The following is a 20,608-nucleotide window of genomic DNA, read 5'->3' on the forward strand; positions in this document are numbered from 1 at the left end:
ATGAACCTGCTCGTATCCCTTAAGCACTTATTTGACTCACGGTCTGCGCTGTTATTGTTGGCGATTTCCACGTTCTCGGCTGTGGCTTCTGCACAGTTGGATATCCGTGTGGCTGACCCTGCGAGTTTGATATCTGCACAACCAGGTCAAATTAGATACCTAGCGCAAATTGGACGTTGCAGCGATTTGGTCTCGGTGCAGGTCGGTGTGGACGGCGCGACACAGTCTGTTGATCTGGAAGACCTGGTGGCCTTGCCGGAGCAGGGTGATGCGTGTGTGGCGTATTTTCCAGATGGTTTAAGCACGAGCGATGTGCCGTCGGTGCAGGTAGTTCGACGCAATGATGAACAGGAATCACTTACCGAACAGTTTCAGAGCGAAACCACCTTACCTTCAATTGAATTCAAGCACGTCGCCATCGTCGGCGATGCAGGAACGCAAAGGCTGGCGGTTACCGTGTCGGCAAATGATGACACGGATATTTCGCATGTTGGTTTTGATGTGGTCGGGTTGCGTGCATCGGATTTATCCACAACTGGCGGCGTCATATTTGAAGCCAAGCAACGGGCTTTTGCTCATACGGATGTGTCCACGCGCGTGTATCCGGATACCGAGGGTCAAAGTCAGTTTACATTGAGTTTGCCGATCAATGGACAGCTCACAAACGAAGAAATCGCATTCGATGTCGTTGTGTTGGTGGATGCGTCGGTGGTGGACTCCTCGGGCAATCAACGTGCATTGTCAAAGGTTGCATTCACCGGTGACTCCATTCAAGAAGAGGCACGCGCATTGATACTCCAGACGCAGGAGATCAATATCAGCGACCGACTACAGCGCCCAGTCATTGTCCCTTCGGTCGAATTTCAGTTTCGCGGCTTGGTGCCGTTATCAGGTGCGGGTAATGGCGTAAGTTATCAGTCGTCGCATCCACACCTGATTGCGGTGACTGCGGCTGGTACTCTGTATGCACTAGAAGAAACGGGCGCGGAAGACGTTTTTATTACCGTGACGTATCCCGGCTTGCCCAGTGCGCAGGTGCGGGTAATTGCGGACTTTACGCGGGAATTGGCCGGTCTTGAGTTTGATGGCGTTACCAGTAATGACTTGTTCACGCTAGCGCGGCTGAATTCGTATATCTCGTTGCCGGATCTGCAGGTGGTATTTGACGATGGTTCAAAGTCACCGCTATCGGGTATCTGGAAACCGATTATTCAGGTGGCCTCGGCGGACAACGCGTACTTGAGTGCGAATAACCAATATCAGCTCAAAGCCAGTGTCACGATTGATGCAGCCGCACCGGCAATCATTCAAGCCTATGTGCCGAATGTGCCTGAGTTGACGGCCAGTTTAAAAATTGCCGCCAGTGATGCACCGCCGACCGTGGCGATTGATGCACCTGTATCCGTACTCTCGGGTACTGAGCTTCGGGTTAAGGCTGCGGTGGAAGACGACGTTGCTGTTCAGCGTGTGGTGATTCGCATGGACGGCGCGGTGGTCGGGGCGATTGATTCAGCGCCGTATCAGATCGATCTGCCTATTTCTGAACAACTGCAAGGACGAACTCTGGTTTTTTCAGCCGAGGCGGTTGATTCAGCAGGGCAGAGCACGGTGTCGACAGATCACCAAGTGGTGGTGAGTAAGCCAAGCGTGGTGGCGTTTCCAGACTATGAATTCTCTAGACCATTGGATGGTCAGCGCGTGGTTGAGTCTTCACCAACTGTCTTGCAGATTGAGTCCTCGCTCGGTCTGATGCCGGAACCTAAACAACGCAGCGGCATCACCAGCGTGGATTTCTTTTTTGATGGCAACAAAGTGGGCACGTCGACGTATCCACTGATTGAAATACGTGAATTTTTAGACGCCAATGGTCAGCCGCAACAGGAGATGTTTGAATTGTGGCAACTACGCACTAACACACCCAATATTGCCACCACCGAAACCTCGCTCGCGGTTGGCGCGCAGGTATCGGTGCGTGGCGGGTCGCAAAGCGCGCCAAGTCGGTTGCTCCGCATTCTCGAAAATGGGCCGCCTCGCATCAAAATTTTGGCACCGTCCAATGACAGCAGCGCCGCGGCTGGGGGCGAGCTGAATGTGGCAGTCGAAGTCACCGATGACGCGCTGCATCTAGGGAGTAAGGTTGAGCTATTCATCGATGGCACCGTGTACGCATCACAGGACATCAGTAATCCGGAGTTGGTCGAAACCGGCTTGTCAACCCAAACGCGAACGGTGCGTTTTCAGCGGCCGTTAACGAACGAAGACATTGGCAGCACGTTACGTCTGCAGGCGCGAATTACAGACTTTCATCAGGAGGTGAACACCTCTGAAGTGGTGAGAGTGCCGGTGAAGGCAGATCAGTCTCCGAGTGTTGCGATCACCAATCCGACCGAAGGTGGCGCGTTTGTGTCAGGATTGCCAATTCAGCTTCGCGCGACCGCTGCCGATGATTTAGCGATCGACTATGTTGAGTTTCTGGTCAATGGCCAGAGCGTTGGTGCTGATTCGGTGGCGCCGTATGCTGTGATCTACGAAACAGAAGAAAACCTCAACGTTGAACAGGTATTGCGTGTCTCAGCGACTGCCTACGATTCTGGCGGGCAGCAAGCGCAAAGCAATACGGTCAAAGTGACGCTCGGGCAAGACCGTGAACCACCGGTCGTGAATATAAGTTCACCTGTAATTTCAGGCACCGATTCGGGCGACGATATCGCAGGTGTGTTGGAACAAAGCGAATTTGTATTAAAGGTGTCCGGTTTCGATAATGTCGGTGCCGAATTTGCCCGCATTACTGGCGTCCGTTCGCTTGGCAGTCAGGGCTACTTGCTCACTGGTGACCCGAATGACGTGCTAGAGGGCGAACAGGTTCCGATAAACGAGATTCCAGGAACGATACGTGCCTATAGTGCTTTAGCATTGGTCAAGTCGCCATCTTTCGATTCCGCACAAGGAAGCCAGTTTAATCGCTACCCAGTTAGTTTCTCGGTTGACGACGAGGCAGGGAATCGCTCAACTGCCTCGATCACGGTTGGTGTTTACCGCGATCAGGCGCCAGAAATAGTCAGTTTGGTTCCAGAAAACACCCTCTATTTTAATCAGGATACGGTGCGGGTCGATATTCTCGCTCGCGATGATAAAGCGGTGTCTCGAATTGAGGTCGACTACCTGATCGATGGACAAAAAATACATGGAAACGTGTACAGCGCCGATACTGGTCTCACACCGAAACCGTCGCAACAGCGCCTCGACGAATTTGATTTGCTCAGTGCGGCTCAACCAATCAATAACCTTGATCAAACCTTGCTAATCGAGGTGCGTGCCTACGATAACAATGCCGCGGTGTCCGAAACCGCGACAACTCAAGTCAGGATTCTGCAAGACGCCGACGCCCCGAATGCGACGATTTTTGAACCGGTTTCCGGTGGTGTTTTGTACCAAGGCGACACGGTCCAGTTTCGTGTGCGCGCCACCGATCAAAGTGGGCTGCAGTCGCTGCGGGTCTTGCGCGGTGCCGAGGTGGTCACTCAATCGGCTTTAACTGGTCAAAATTCCGAACATACATTTAGTTACACCATTCCCGTCCAGCCTGAGCTGTCGTTCGAGTTAGAGGTGGTCGACGTACAGGGTAACACCACGAGTCACACGCAGACCTACACGATTGAGCGTGACGCACCACCTGAAATTTCAATACGCCAACCTGCCGCAGGCAGTCGCTACATCGAAGGTCAGTGGGTTACTGTAAATGCGTTGGTCAGCGATAACCGACGGCTGAATTCGGTACAACTCGACGTGGTTTCAAACGGGACCACGGTGTTCGCTAAAACGTTCAGCGCGAGCGAATCGAACGCGCTCATGGATGCTGGCAACTATTTCACAGTCCGTTTTCGTGCGCCAACGGTTCCAGGTGCAGGAAACATCGTGGTCTCGATGTCAGCAACAGATGACAATAATCAGACCCATAGCATCCCTCTGGAACTGGATTTTCTAGACGACGCAGAAGCGCCGACCATTACGTATTCCGAGCCAGATCAGGATTTGACGCTACTGCCCGGCGACGCATTTCGCTTGCGCGGGGTCTCAACCGATAATATCTACATCCAAACCCTGCAAGTCATTTTGGTAGGCGAAAATGAGGAGCGGACGCTCGATTGGGAAACATTGTCGCGCGACGATCGAATCGAGGAAATCCGTGTTGGCAATACCGACTCATTGGGCTCAGTACTGGTCGGAGAACGTTTTTACACTGAATTCGATGGTCGTGTTCGAATACCAGAGTCTTTTCTTGACTCGGCTGGTGATACCTATGAGCTCGTAGTCCGCGCCAGTGACTACGGTGTCAATATAGTTGATTCTAATTCAGTAAAACTCACCATCGCGCATGATGAGGAAGTGCCTGAAATAAAACTGACCAACCCGCCGAGTACTGTGGTGGAACGTCAAATCGTGAAGGTGAGTGGTGAAATCACCGACAATCTAGGCATTGAGAGCTACAGTGTGTCGGTGCTCGATGGCGATAGTGCTCAGCTTATAGAACAGGTCAGCGGCGAGAACGCCAAGCACATTCCGCTGAATCCAGAGCAAACCATTGATCTGAACAGTTTTGGCGTAATTCCGGACACTGGTCATGAGTTCAACCTCGATGTTTCAGCGAAAGATCTCAGTGGAAATGAAGGGCACCTAACTCGGTTGGTGAAGATCGTTAAGGATCAACCACCGAGTGTTGAACTTATGGCTGCGGTGCCCAATGCCAACCTGTTGAAAGGCGGGTTGTTGTTTACACGTGTTCAAGTCACAGATGATTTAGTTGAAGGTGGTCAAAACACGCTTGATTTGTTGTATAGCTCTATGAGTGGACTGGCGCAGGGTCAAGCACGAGATCTAAATTTCTTACCAGCTCTCAATCGGCTGGAACATGCGTGGCAGTTTCGTTATCCAGAAGCTCAGGCGTTGAGTGGCCAACTGCACGTTAACGGTGGTCCGGTTTGGACCTTCAATGCGGGCCAGAGTTCGATCAAGGCGCATTCTATTGACGAGATAAAAACCCTGCAATTCGAGGTAGTCGGACACCAAGTTGATTATCAGTTGAACCTGTATTCAAATGACCCGTGTCACATTGAACACGTGCAGATTACGGTAGAGAGCGCAGATTTGGCCGCAGACAGTGGCCAACTCAATTTAAATAACTACAACCTCGATGGCTTTGCTGGCCGTATTGTTGTTCGTCCGCGTATCGTCGGACTCGATGATCAGGCACAGTTTTTGAAACAAATTATAATCCGCAAAACGGAGCAACCCGCTGACTTAGAGTTTAGTCTCGACAGCAGCGACTTTGGCGTTGGTCGGACTGAGGCACTTACACTTCTGGTTCAGGATCTGGCTGGCCCTAACGAATCGGCCTTGATAGCCGTGCCACCGAAGACCAGCGTGTCGCGCTTGAAGCAGGTGAGTAATCACGCACTCAAGCTGGTGTCACATCCAGATGTAAACGTGCTCAAAATGTTTGCTGCAGCGACGGACCGATTTAGTCACGAGCGTGGTGTGTTTAGCCCTGCCGAGTTATTGACCGTGGATTTATCGATTGATGAGACAGATCCGGCAATTCAAATTACCTCACCAGTAGCTGGAACCAATGTGGTACCGGGACAAACGATCGAACTCGGTGTGCTCACTACGGATGATTCTTATGTGGTTGAGGATATTCAGTTATTCGACAACGATGGCAAGGTCGCAGAACGAGTTGGTGTATTTCAGTTTGAAGGCGAGTACCCGTTCCAATACACCGTGCCGCAAGCACGTCTAGCAGGGGATTTGAATCTCCGCGTCGTCGCGCGTGACCCATCTGGGCGCAAGCGTGCGGCGGAACTGGTGTTGCCGATCGTGCCAAATGAAGCCCCCGAGATCAATTTTACGCGTTTTGCTAGCTATGAAGTCAACGATGTCTTTCAAAAAGTCCTGACCGACCCTGAACGACTTAACTACGGCGAGTTTTGGCTTCGGATTGGCGAACGGTTCGAGATTGGGGCCGAGCTGCGTGATGATGCCGGGCTCAGTTTGTATACGATTCATCGGATTGAATCGAATGGCAACCTGGTGCTTGAGCACGATCGTAGTTTCCCAAATACCTGTCCTGCGCTGCCGGTTGTCTTCCAACCACAGGAGACAGTGGCGCTGGTATTTGGCGAGTCTGAGCCGACGCAATACCAAATACAATTGACGGACAATACCGGTAATGTCACGACACGCATGATTCTAATCCATCCATTAGATAATGTGGCACCCGAGATTCGTATCACCAAACCAGCGCCAAACCAGCTGGTGGCGGCTGGCACTTTCAATATGGCAATTGGCGTGGTGGCCGCGGATGATCGTCAATTGTCGCAACAAGATATTAAGCTGTTCGCAAACGGTGTGCGCCTCAACTTGCGAACAGCCGCGGTCAGTGGCGTCGCGGATTCTGAAATAGCGCGCGCGTTTGACTCGATTTACGATGCTTATGAGCGAAAGTACAGCATCGATGTGGCGGATGACTACGGCAAACAAAACAGCGAGTTTTCAATCTCAAATGTGGCTCTTTTTGATGTTCCCAGTGGATTGATCAAAGCCAATGAAACCATTGAATTGATGGCGCAGATTAAGGACACGGATGATGCGGTCGCCACGCATGTTGTCGAGTTCATTGGAGCAGCAGACAATATTAACCCGGAAATTTCCATCATTCATCCCACCGTCGGGTATGGACCGCCTGAGTTTTCCGACTTCTCTGTTCGTTATCGCGCCTATGACAACGTTAAGGTCAAACAACTCGAAGTGTACACCAGCTACGGCGCGCAGCTTAAAAATGGCGGCTACCAGAAGCTTGAGTTTGGCGTGCCGTTACGGACCATCTCTGACATTCAGAGTGTTGATCACGAGCCAGTCACAACGAACAACATAGATACGCTCATCTATGATCAGCTCATTCACGTAGACCGTCAGGCCGATATCTTGTCTCAGTTTGATGGCTTGATCTTGGACGACGTGGCGCGATTTGATATCTGGGTGCGGGTTGTCGCGCGTGATGCGTCGGATAACCAACGAACACGTGAACTTAGCTTCCCGGTCCGTAGCGACGAAAGACCAGTGGTGGATATTCTCAAACCGCTGCACGCGTCGTCTGTTGTAGAAGAGACCGATCTGCAAATTAATGTCGCGGCGTATGACGATGTTGGGATCGATTCACTTGAAATCGATGTGTTGGTTGGCGCTGATGGTCAAGAGACATCAGTCTTAAGTAATCCCTTCACTTTGCGACAACCGCCATACAGTATCAGTGTTCGACTACCGACTGCTGATCTGGCAAACCCCGAGCGTAATCGGGTGGTGGTGACCGCCACAGCATTGGACACGTACGGTGCCGTGTACGGTGATTTGGATAATCATCAGGCTACCGAGAAAATTGTTGCGAGACTGGTTGCCGACGTCCCGCCGGAAGTGAAAATTGCGACACCGGTCGATGGCACCGCGGTCACCGAAGGTGAGTTTGTCTTGGTGCAGCTCACCGCCATTGATGACGTTGGCATCGATAAGGTCACACTTAATGTGCAAAATCTGGTTGGTGGTGACAAAGTCCTCACTGATGTCACGTTCCCATATGAGTTTCTATTGGAATTGCCGTATGGACAAGCGGGCAATGCGTTGGAGTTGACAGCATCCGCGACCGAACAACGGCAGAACGGTGCCGCACGCACGGTTCAAGCACTTGAATCAGTGACCCTGATAGTGAATGAAGATGTGGATCCGCCGACACTGACGGTGACCGCGCCAGCAGAAACCAGCCCACTGCCGAGTGTGGCAGAGAAACGATTCTTTAATTACGCCATTACCGCGCTGGACGATGTGCGCGTGACATCGGTTAAGTTGCAGCTTGCGGCCGACAGTAATGGAGATGGGTTATTTGATGACACTGAAATTAAGCACACCAAGGTGTTGTTAGCACCGCCTTACTCGGGTGCGATGTCGGTCGAATCGATTGAGGATTACACCGATCAACCGACGAACCTCTTGCCATTGCAATTCACGGTCATTGCGCAGGATGGTGCAGGTAACCAAAGCGTTGTTACGCGAGCACTCAATTTGGTACGTAACCAACCACCGGTGGTGACTGGGTTCCAAGTCTTGGATCAACGCGGTGAGTCCTTGGGTGCACTGCAAGAAATAACCGAGGGGCGTGAATTTATCGTACATGTTTTGGCCTCTGATCAAGAGATTGGCGTAGACAATGTCACTTTATACCGAGCGACTGGCGATAATCCGGACTCCAACGCGTTTGTCGCCGTGGCAAGCGACGGAGCAGCGCCATTTCAATTCAGTGAAACTGCGCCGGTTGGTCAGATCGGCCAACGGCTTGTGTATAAAGCGGTGGCAACTGACATTGATGGCAAGGTCTCGGATTTGGCAGTCAGCCCAGTAAAAAGCTTGACTATCAAACAAGATGAGCCGCCCGAAGTCACGATTATCAGCCCGCTGGATGGCGCGGTGTTTATCGAAGGTCAGGCGCTGGAAGTCACCGCGCGTACCAAGGACGACTTAGGCTTTAATGGCATCGACCGAGTCGAGTTCTATTTGAATGACAAGCTGGTTACGACAGTTTATCAACACGACACCACCAACACCGGTGCCGCGAGTGCCGAACGTCATTATTCGACCACGCTCGAACCACCGTTAGGCGTAGATGGTTTTACCTTGCAGGCCGTGGCGTACGATCAACGGAATCAGGCCGGGCAGTCGACCGTTGTCAATCTGGGTAATATTGATGATACGGTCGCCCCGAAGCTCTCGGTATTGACACCATTTGATAACGACATTTTAAATTTCAGTAATGCTAAACCGATTGTCGCTGCGGTATCGGTGCTTGATATTGGATTGGAATCCGAGCGGCGAGTCGCGCAGCAATGGGTGAGAGAGCACCAAAACGCGCAAGGCGAGTGGATTGAAATTGCGTGGTATCCAAGTAATCCAGATGCTTGGGTCGACTTATCCAGAGACGACAATCCAACAGGTCGACCAGACCTACCGCTGAGCGACCCGGATAATTACTATTTTATCTATTGGCACACGTTGGCTGATGGTGAAGTGCTACAACGTGGCGGCTACGATCGTGAACGTGTTCGCATTGAAACGCGTGTTACTTCGCCGAATCACACAACCAGCGACACGACCTATCATGAGGTCGCTGCACCGGTGTCGGAACGACGCTTTTTTGCGCCGTTGACGCCACCTGAATTGAATTTGCCACCGCGCGAAGACGTGATGCAAAGCGTGCATTACACAGCGGTTGATCAATATATAAGCCCGACTCGTCAAGGCGCGATGATCGGCGCCTGGGCAACCCATGACCCAGCGCATTACGAGGGTCTGTTTGGCGATATCCCCGAGGAGCTACCCGGTCTTGATTGCATCGAGTGTACCGGCATTTTCTTCGCGGACATCGAAGACGAGGTTCAGGATCAAGGCAACATTCTGTTGCACACGAGCTTGTTGGCAGGTAATAGTGAGATTTTTGCGGGTACGATCGGCAATATTCATACCGATGCTAATTTCGTCCTGGCAGCAAAATCGGGTGTTCAGAATCTATCACCAGCAGCGGATGGAAAAGCACCCTTCGTTACGGCGCTGCGCCACGAAATCCTAGGTGCAGCCGGAGACAAAAACCTCCACTACGAGAATACCGGCGGCGAACTGCTAATCTTTACCAATCAGAACGCGGACGAGCAGTTTGGTCTACCGTATTTGCTGCAAGGTCGGGTGGATTTGCCATTTAGCCAAGCGTACGGGTTGGATCGACGTGATGATCTGGTTTTAGTGGCGAACGGCCATGGCGGTGTGCAGGTGTTCGATATTTCGAACACAGCGTACCCATATCGTGTTGGATTTGTGAAGCCAAATGGTTATGCCCGCGACGTCAAGATCAAAGGTCAGTATGCCTATATCGCGGCCTCAGAAGAAGGCGTGGTGGTGGTCGATATTGCCAATCCTCATCTTCCGGTCGTTGACGTGATTGATACGCTGGGCGTCGCGAATCGTTTGCATATCGACGGTAACCGTTTATTTGTCACCGATATGTCGGGTACCGGCACGGTCTCACAATTGAACATCATCAATATTGCCGATCCGCACAATCTGGTCATGCAACGTACCGTGGAACTGCAACCAGCGCGACAAGACTGGGTGAGCGATGGCGTTTACGATGTGGCCGTGGTTGGCAACAAAGCCTACGTGTCGGTGATGTACTCGGATCAGGAGGACAAGCCCAGCCAGTCGGTGGTCGAAATTATTGATCTGGAGTCGCTTGGTGAGCCCTTGGTTGACGCCACCGTACCTTCGGTGATTATTCCGCAAGCAGATCACTCTAATTTTGCGGTTCGCGACATGGTCGTGGCGCGTGGCGCGGTGCATGCCGCAGGTGGTAAATCAGGGTTAAACCGAATAGAGTTTCCGGAACTGACGGTCGTGCGACATACGCCGACTGCAGCCGAGTCCAACGTGACAACTGCACTGTCGCAGATCGACATTGAGTTATCCGTTCCGGTCACGACTAGCCGAGCATTAAATGAAGTGATCCATGTGTATCGTGGTGCAGTGTTGCCGAGTACTGACGGCGGTTATGCCTTAGGTGAAAAACTGACAGACAGTGTCAGTTTTGAGTACGTGATTGGACCAGATCCAAGCAGCACACGTGATTTGCGCGTTTTGATCAATGAACCGCTTTATCCGGACACTGAATATGTCGTGGTGGTCAAAGCCGGTCTTGAACCACTGGCCGGTAATGCATTGAGTCAAGATTATCGTTTCAGTTTTTACACCTCCGTGGCTGGCGCGGTTATGCAGCCAGAGATACAGTCGATCACGCCTGCTTCGGGCACGACCTTGGGTGGCGACCGAATACTGATTCAGGGTGCTGGCTTTGGTGCTGAACCTAAAGTCCGTATTGGTGGAATCGAGTTGGTCATTGAATCGTATGATCGGGCGACAGCGGATGACGAGTTCGACCGTATCACTGCAGTGACGGTGCCAAATGTGGCGGGTCCGGCTGCGGTTGAGATCGCGACGGAAAACGGCTTGCGTGATTTCGTGATCGGCGGTTTTACCTACGTTGATGACCTGCAAGTTTCGTTTATAACCCCGGCCGTGGTAAACATTAGCCAACAAGGTGAAAACCAAGTCGTGGATATTGTTGGATACGGCTTTAATCAACAAGTCCAGCTGCGTTCATTCCCGAGTGGTGCCAACCGCGATCACGTAAATGCTGCTACGCAATTCGCGGCAGACCAAGACTCGCTCGTGGTCGAGTCGCCGCAACGTATGCGCTGGTCAGTGCCGAGTATTGGCGACGATTACCGTGGTTACGTTGATATCGAGTTGAGTGACGACACTGGCCGGTTTGTGTATGTGCCCCGGGCTTTATTTTACGGTGGTCTAGGTGCAAACGCAGGCATCGATCTGAGTCAGCCATTAAGTGTAAATCAGATTAATGATGAGTTGGCGTCGATTAGCAATGGTACTGGCTCCCTCATTGTCCGCGACCCGAGCAAATTACCAGCCGGACGTATTGTTGGACTGGCTAATGATGCGGATTTAAATCTCATTTACGTATTGGGTCGCGGCGCGCCGTTAAGTGGCAACCCAGTTCCAAACCCATCTAACACTGAAAACCAAACCGCGCTGCAACATTACATTTCGCCCAGTTGGTTGGAACTCATTACCTATGACGAAGCAAATTTGTCGGCGGCATCACCGGCCGTTAACCTTGGGTACTTTGACCTACCACAAGGCCTCAATGCTGCCGGTTTGACGCTGGGTGACAAGCAGCTCTATGTGTCGGCTGAGGGTATGCATTTTCCGCATATTGAAGTGCCTTACGAAGATGCAAACTGGCTGCTGGTTTATGATCGCGAAACACGCCTCCCAACACAGGGCGAAGACGCTAGAGATCGAGATATTCTCTACAGCGTGCCGCTACCGGTGAGTGAGCCACCGAGTCAAATGTTGGTTGCAGGCAGCATCCTCGTAGCGAATGCTGGCGACGACGGTGTGTTGCTCGTTAGTCTGGCAGATCCGCTACGCCCAACCGTGTTACGGAGCCTAACGCGCTTTGTGGCGAACGGCGCGCCGCGTCAATTGAAAGCGCGCTCGATCAGTCTCCAGGGCCATTATCTGTCTGTTGTGACACCAATCGGTTCGAAAAATGCTGTGGAGTACCGTCGTGCCGTGTTCGACTTGAGTAAGCCGAGTACACCTCAGGTAGCCGATTATTCACTTGCCGATAAATCAACTGAGCTGCTTGGGCTACCGACCATGCAAGCCACCGCGTTCTACGCAGAGGGCATCGGACTCTTTGATGACGGCGACATAGCGAATGTGCGAGAAGTACAACAGTACCGCGCGAATGGATTTGACCTGCCAGGCGGCCCGGTCGCACTCGGCGGTTGGTCGACGTCACTGACGGCTCTAAATCTCAATGCAGGGCAATCAAAGCAACCCTCCCAGCTGTATTTAAACTTGTTCGATGCCAGCGGTGATTCTGAAGTTTCAATTCAGGATTCGATTGCCTTGATGGATGCCGTGTATGGTTATGTCCAGTACAAAGATTACTCTTTAGATCGCTGGGCACATACTCATTCCGCAGATGGTTTCGTGGCAGCGGCCGTTTATGAGGGCAGCAGTTCAACCTTAAAGCTGATTAATACCTATGTGCTGGACCTGGTCGAGTCCAAACCAGCCCAGGGTCAGCAGGCGGTTAACCCGGATGCGCCGTTGATGTTGCGCTTTAATCGTCGACTCACGATTCCAGACACACAGACTGTGCAACAATATCTGTCGCGCTATCTGTCACTGATAAAGGCAGACGGGACGAGTGCAGGGCAGGCGGTTGAAGTCGTGATTTCCATTGATCCGGCCGCAGAGAATGCAGTGCTCATAACGCCCAACCAAGCGCTCGAAGCCGATACCAGCTATGTCGTGCGTATGGAAGCGGAGCCCACGGATGGTGGACGACGCTCAACCGGCTTATTTGATCTTGACATACACTTTTCAACCGCTTCTGCCGCTGGTGAGCCGCCACGCATTATGTCGGTGGCACCAGCTACAGTGGATATTGCTGGTGGCGAGATCACTGTTGTGGTCGAGAACGCTGATTTACCCGCATTCGAAGTGTCAGGGCAAGCCGCGGCCATGCTAAATTCAGTCGATCTTTCACCGACCCTGCAGCAGTTTCAGCTAAGCGTGCCGTCTAGCCTCGCTGGCCCAGCGAACCTTCTGGTGCGTAATGCGAATGGTCAGCAAACCAATCTTTTGGGCGCGTTTCAGTATATTGAGCCGTTGGTCTTAGAATCGTTGAGTCCGGCCGAAGGCTCGGTTGTTGGTGGGACACGAGTTACCGTCAAAGGTCGAGGCTTCCAAGCCGGTGCGCATCAGACCACGGTATTCATGCGTGACATTCAAGTCCCCGATCATCTGGTTAAGGTATTGGATTCTGAAACTCTCGAGTTCACCACGATTCCAGGGCAACTGGGTAGTACGGACGTACGTGTTGCAACGGCAACACAATCGGTAACGCTAGAAGATGCATTTACTTTCTTACAACCGGTTAAGACCAATATTACGGGCGCAGAGTCAGATCGGTTTTATGACCTGGTGCTCGATACGGGCGGCGATTACGCGGTCGCTGCGGCGGGTTCCGGCGGCGTTCTCATCTTTAATATCAATTCTTCAACATTAATTGGCGATGTCGAAGACGTCACGAACGCAGATCAACTACGCGAACTGGTTGATCACAACAACGACGGTGTGGATGATCGGCTGGTGACTCGTATTCAACTGCCGTCCGGTTACTATGCGGTCGGCGTAGACCTTTATTTTGAGCGCAACAATGACCGGATTTTTGTTACCGGTGTGCGCCCAGGTTCAAATTCTGGTGATGCAAAGCTCTTTGTTTATTCGGTTGATGATCTGGATATCACTTCGCACACCCTAATCAATACACTTAGTTTAGGCAGTAATCTGGCAAAGGGAATCACGACCCAAAATAATCAGGCAATTGTCGCGCTCGGTGAACGTGGTGTTGGCTTTGTGGATATGTATCTGCACAGCAAATTGTATCTGTCACAGCACATCCAGTTGCCGGGTGGCCGTTCTGCCCTCGATGTCGAGCCGGTTCTCTATTTCGATCAACCTCAGCAGATTTACGCGGCCGTTGGCGGTACCTACGATGTGGCCAGCAACCGGTTGACGGATCGTGAACGCGTTGGTGCTGGTGGCTTCCACTTAATTCGAAACTCGACCACCTTAGGGCTTGAGGTGATTTCGTCGCTGGATATCCCAGCCAGCAAAGTATTAATCGAGAACAGTAACGAGGCGTACCCAAGACCTCGATACGCTTATTTGTCCGCCGGTGGCATGGGTACCGTGGTTGTGGACATCGAGGACATTCTCAATCCGCGCATCGCGTATCGCATTCCCGGGCCAAGCTTGGATATCGCTTTGTATGGCAACACCTTGTATGTGGCTACCGGCACAGCAGGTATCGCCAGCTACGACGTGACGGACCCACAGCGTCCGGTATACGTTGATAGCTATGAAGCCTACAACGGAAATTCGATCGATACGGTATTAGCGACCCCGTATTCCGTGCTTGGTGGTGGTGTAAGTACACTGGGTCTTGGCGTCTTGCAGGAAACACCGGATGCGGTGCTCAAAATCCACGGCGTCGATCCAGGTAATGGCCTGCTTGACTTTGACGTTGATGGCTTGGCCGCAATTCGTGTGCGGTTTAATAAAGCGATCGATCAATTTGCGGAAAACACGCAATATTTCACTCTGTTGAATGCCAGCGGCCAGCCAGTGCCGATTGAAGTATCCATCGTGAACAATGATGCTCTGATCCAGCTGGTCCAACCCTCAGCATTGACAACGGGCGATACATTGTTGCTTGAGGTCGGCGCTGGTTTGGTGGCAAGTAAGCCAATACTCAGTAATGGCGAGCAGATTAATCTGGAACTGTATCGTTTGAGATCCACACAACGGCTGCCATTTACCTATCGTGGTGGTACCGCGGCGAGCAGTGCGATTGAGTCTGTACAACCGAGACGCATCGTAACGAATAAACCAGCAACGATTACGATTGCAGGCACGGGCATACCGAGTCGAATCGATGATGTGACCGTGTATGTTGGCGATCAGCAGATTGATGTCACCGAGATTCAAGCCGATTCAGAGGATCCTCGAATCGCAATCATAACCGCCGAGGTGACACCAATCGCAGAGGCCGGCCAATACGATGTGAGTGTGATTGTCGCTCGGCTGGGTATTGCTCAACGCGCTGTGTATCGTGCCGGTTTACAAGTGGACGATGCGATAGAGTTTGAAGCGCTTACACCACGTTGGGGCCCGATTCAGGGCGGCACGCTCGTGACCGTCCACGGCAAAGGTTTTGAGCCCGGCAATACAGTCATGACTGGCCTGAATGTGACCATTGGTTCGATGCCAGTGCAGTCGCTGCGTGTTCTGGCGAGTGATACTCTGCAGTTCGTTACGCCGCGCGGCGTGAGTGGGCTAAACACTGTCTATGGCACGGATCGCTACGGCAATACCACTCGCCTTGTCGGTGAAGATGGATTTGGTTATGGAATCACGCAGCTTTCGCAAATTTCTGCGGCGCTGGTGAATCCACTGGATGTGTATGTCGATCAGGAGACCGGTGTTGCTGCGACCACCGCTGGCTATTTCCGTTCTTGGTCGTTCGAAGACGTGCTTCGATTGCCACAGTTCAATGAGTCGAATTTGGCTGCGACCTTCGACGTACAAAATCCGACACAACCACTGTTAGTCGGTGGTGTACCTTCCTTGCCAAGTGGTGAAGCGGGAAGGGCCATGCTGGATCGTTATTCGCGGTACCAAGCACTCAATAAAAAGCTCATCGAACACGAGCATCTAATTGATAAGCCTGCGCTCACACCGGAAGAAAAGGTCGAACTTGAATCCTTGCGCGGCAGCGCTGATGATTTGGCCTTTTCGGTAGACTCATTACGCCTGCAGCCAGTCACCGAGCACGAGGACGGGGTTGCTCATAAGCGCTTGTATGTTGCCGCTGGTAACTCGGGTGTGATGCGCCTTAATTTTGATGAGCAAAATGGACTGCAAGTATTGAATCGTGTTTCCAGTGGCGGGATCACGCGCGACCTAGAGAAAGTTGGTTACAGCGTCTACAGCACGCAAACCAGCGGCGCGGATGTGGATGATCCGCCCAAAGAGTGCACGAGTAAGGCAGGTCGGTCTCTTTCCGGCAGTTTGCAGGAGTTCAGCTTTATCGTCCCAGACGATCCAATAAGCCTGCCGAGTTCGTTGCAAATCAGAGGCGGTGAGTTGATGGCGTATCACGACCAATGGTTGTACGCCGGTGGTAACGGTCAGTCCGCCGTTTGGGGGCAATGTCCACCAGCCTGGATTTCAGAGACGGCTTCAAAGCCAACATCGGCAGGCCCAGATCAGATTTCGGCCGTCAATCTGGATGACCCTGAATTAACCCGAGATTTTAATTTTGATAGCACGGTATTCGATGTCGGTTTTTATGCCGATGTGATGTTTGCCGCGCTCGGCCAACAAGGCGTCGATGTGGTTGACATCCATGGCGTGAAACCCGCACTGCGTATTGACCTGAATGCCTTACAGAATGAACAGGCAACCGCACGGCGTGTTAAGGTGATTGGCAACCTGTTGTTTGTCAGTGCCGATGCGGCCGGTGTGATTGTGTTGGACATCACGGACCCTTGGTCGCCGTACGTGGTCTCGGCTGGCAATAAGGAGTCTGCGGACGTGGTCGATGTGTACCGAGATCGCTTAATTGTCGGTGCTGATTCAGCCGGTTTGCGGACCATGCAATTGCCCGCATCGTTTGTTGTTTCATCCTCGACCCCGCACCTCGGCTATCTGAGCGACTCGGCGTCGTTGCTGGTTAGCTTTAATGAAGCCATGGATGTGGATTCCATGATGGCGTCTGGGGTTGTTTCTGTCACCGCGCTTGGCACGCAGAGTGCGGTGGATGTTCAAGTTACTGCGGTTAACCAAGATGGCGCCAGCGCACGTCAATTTGAAATAGCTTTTGCAAGACAGGCTGGAGAGCAGTATCAGGTGGCCATTGATGGCGCACAAAATTTACGCGGCTCTGGACAATGGCGCCCGTACTCGCAGCAGGTTATTGCCGCCACGTCTGGCGCGATTAAGCCTATCGTCAATGAACTGGATGGTAATGTATTCCATTCTGAGAATCAGGGCGTGATTACTGTGCATGGCGACGGCTTTCAGCCCACCACCCAAGTCTGGATTGGTTCGTATTTGGTGAGTAGCGTGTTCGTCGACCAACACACATTGCAGATACCAGCCTCGGCACTTGGCCTCTTACCGTTGACGAGTGGGCAGCACACCCTTCGGGTAGTTAACGAGGAGTTCGTGACGACCGTGGCCGGCGCGATTCTAATTGGCGACAAGTTGAGCGATGCTGAATTCGAGTTGGATACCGAAACCGTGGATATACGTGGTGGAAACGAAGCGACGATCCAAGCCTCGCACGCGGTGATCTTGCCTGGGGCTCGAGTTATCATGCGCTCGGCGACAGAGGAAATCCGCACCACGGTTAATCCGCTTGGCTTCTACGATGTTGATCTTAAAGACAATGTGCGTAGCCTAACCGAATTTACTTTCCGAGTACCAAGCGTGGTGCAACCGGAACGTTACCAGGTATACCTCGCGATTGGAGATCAGGAAGTTCGAGTCGGTCAACTGGTCTATACACTGGCGAATGGCCTTGGGTTTGGGTTACCAAACTATCCTCCGCACGTGTTGGGAGGTGCGGAGATTCGCGATGACATTCTGTTTGCTGGCGTGTTGGACGGTGCAAAACCCAATACGAGCAACCGCTTCTTGATGGAGTCTGGTCTGGAGATATTCGATATCGGCATCTGGGAAAATCCGATCAGATTGGCTCAGTTGCGGACTGATCAGCCAGTAAGTGGTGTGGCCGCTTTGGATAACACACTTTACATGGCAACTGGACGCGATGGACTCAGTGTGGTGAACGTCACAGATCTGACGCAACCACTGTTGGTGCAGAATTTTGCCATTCCCGGTCATGTGGCGACGGATGTGGATGTCGATCCAGTGCGCCGCATTTTGGCGATGTCTGTAGCCGACGAACTCGGTACTGGATTCGTACGATTTTACGATCTGACGGATGATGGTCTGGCACCACCTGCTGGTTACACTGCGTTGCAATTCAACTCTGGCGACTTACTGGGGCAGCCAATTGATTTGCAATGGTTGGCAGGCAAACTCCATGTGTTGATCAAGCGTGATCGAGCATTGTACTTGGCCGTCTTTGAGTCATTGGATCAAGCACCAGTCAGCTATCAAGTCACCAAGATCGAACGTGGCGCGGTAGATGGCCTCTACGGTGCCTCCATGCTGGTTCAACATGGTCAAGTGACGATCACGACCACCAATGAAATTATCGTGCTGCAACTGGATCAGAGCGGTGCGTACGAGACTGTTTACTGGAACAGCATTGGCGTGCCCGGCGCGGAGCTGTTCACGCATCACGGCGGTGTACTCGCGTTTGACGGTCGAGGTGCGGTCACAACGCCGAGTCCGGCACTCGTCGTCAGTCAAATATCACCGGCGAGCGGCGCAGAAATCGCGGCGAACGACGAAATTCGAATTCAGTTTAATCAATTGATCAATACGCAGTCTGACGTCATTGAGTCAGGTGTTCAACTGTTGGATAGTACATCCACGCCATTGCCAGCGTCCGCGTATCAACTTGATCCCGTCAACACGCTTAGCGGTGCGTATATTAAGGTCAACTTTACCGAACAGAATCAGTTCGCCGGTGAATTTACCTTGATGGTCAACACCGAGATTCGGGCGCTCGATACTCGGCCTTTGATTGCGCCGGTAGAAGCAACATACACGCTGCGTACAAGTACACGCCCAGTCATCGATAGCGTTAACCGAGTTGTGAGCGGCGGGGCTGCAAACCACTTTTTCCATGCAGACGGCACCGAGCGTGCATTGATCCGGGGTCAAGGCTTTGGTACACAGGCCGGTGATATCACCGTGCGCATCGGTGAGTTAGCGCTGCCTAGCGCCATGATCACGCGCGTGAGCGACAACGAATTGGAAATCGACATGCCCAACTTGTTCCTCAGTCGCCGTGTTACCAGTCTGCCGGTCAGCGTTGAAGTCAATGCATTACGAGCGGTTAAACAAGGTGCCATTGTGGTGTTACCACGTGTTGATATTGATGACGTGCAGCCGACGCGAGGTCCACCTCAGGGTGGCAATGGTGTTGAACTATTTGGTGCTGGGTTCAACCACGCATCGGTCGTGCGGTTTGGGGAGACCGTTGCTGGTGGACTAGAGGTTGTGAATAGCGGTCATATTCGCGTTCGTGCGCCCTCTGGCAACTTTGGTCCAGTCGCAATCAGCGTCGAAAATACCCAGTTCGAAGGTGAACGTACCGTCGCGCCGGTGGATTATTTCTACACTGCGAACCCAGTAGGCTATGTTGATCTCGATGATGAAAAACCGAGTCCGGTGTCGGGAATTTATCTGGGTGAACAGATTCTGTATTCGGTGACTGGCGGTGAATACGAACTGATTAACCGTCAATCGGGTCAGATTGACGGAAGACTGTTTTCTAACGTAGCGCGCTTGGTTGTAGCGGATGTATCAGACCCGGTTCGCCCAACTATCATTGAGCGTGAGTTGGCCGAGGCGAGCTTCCCGTATCATTTGGACGTAACTGGCGGTCTGGGGACCTCTGGCTTCCAGGCAATCGCCGGAGAGGGCGTTAATCTGTATCTGATCGGTGGTAACAATTTGTATCACTACGACACCACCCTGCCTGCCGAACCAAACTTGTTAGACACCGTGCAGTTGCCGGGCACAGCGCGGGATATCGTGGTTGATGGCAGCCTGATCTTTATTTCCGACACACGTGGCATCCAGATATACCAATTGACCGATAAACGTCGTCTGCGCTTACTCAAAACCATCACCAGCCTGGAGCTTCGCGGCACTACAGACCGTTTGTTCTTGCAAGGCAATAGCCTATGGGCAGCGATGCCAAATTCTCGGCGCATTGTTGAAATCGAGCTGATGAGTGGTTACTACAATCTGGTGCGTGATATCCCAGCGACGAATCTTGCTGGCAAACGTTTTAAACCGCGTGATCTCGTGGTACAAGCCGACAAGTTATTTGTCGCGACCGGCGAGCTTGGAACCGTCGAGTTGTTTGTGCTGGATGACACCGGCGGTGAGGTGGTCGCGAGCATGAACCTCGCGTATCTGGTTCGCCACGGCAGTCTCAATGCCAGCGGCATAGAGTTGCGCGGCCAAACACTGTACATCACTGGCGGGCAGGGCGATCTGCAATTATTCGATGTGTCCGGCTGGCTACAGCGCGATTTCCAGGCACAACCGACCTTACGAAATTACTTTTCCGTTCAGGGTGATGCGCAAACCTTTGCATTCCATCCGCGCGCACTCTATGTGGGCAGCGCATTCCCATACGTGGCTGGCG

The 20,608-nt window shown here is 52.4% G+C and carries 1 protein-coding gene (cut by a window edge); it reads left to right on the plus strand.

The window, feature by feature from the left end; translation table 11 throughout:
- Window positions 1-20,608, plus strand: the 5' portion of a protein-coding gene (locus IE055_RS05060; protein WP_189398884.1) for an Ig-like domain-containing protein. It continues 17,765 nt past the right edge of the window; only the first 20,608 of its 38,373 coding nucleotides appear in the window; the start codon lies at window positions 1-3; its stop codon lies beyond the right edge, outside the window.

It is taken from the genome of Arenicella chitinivorans (genome assembly GCF_014651515.1).
GTDB lineage: Bacteria > Pseudomonadota > Gammaproteobacteria > Arenicellales > Arenicellaceae > Arenicella > Arenicella chitinivorans.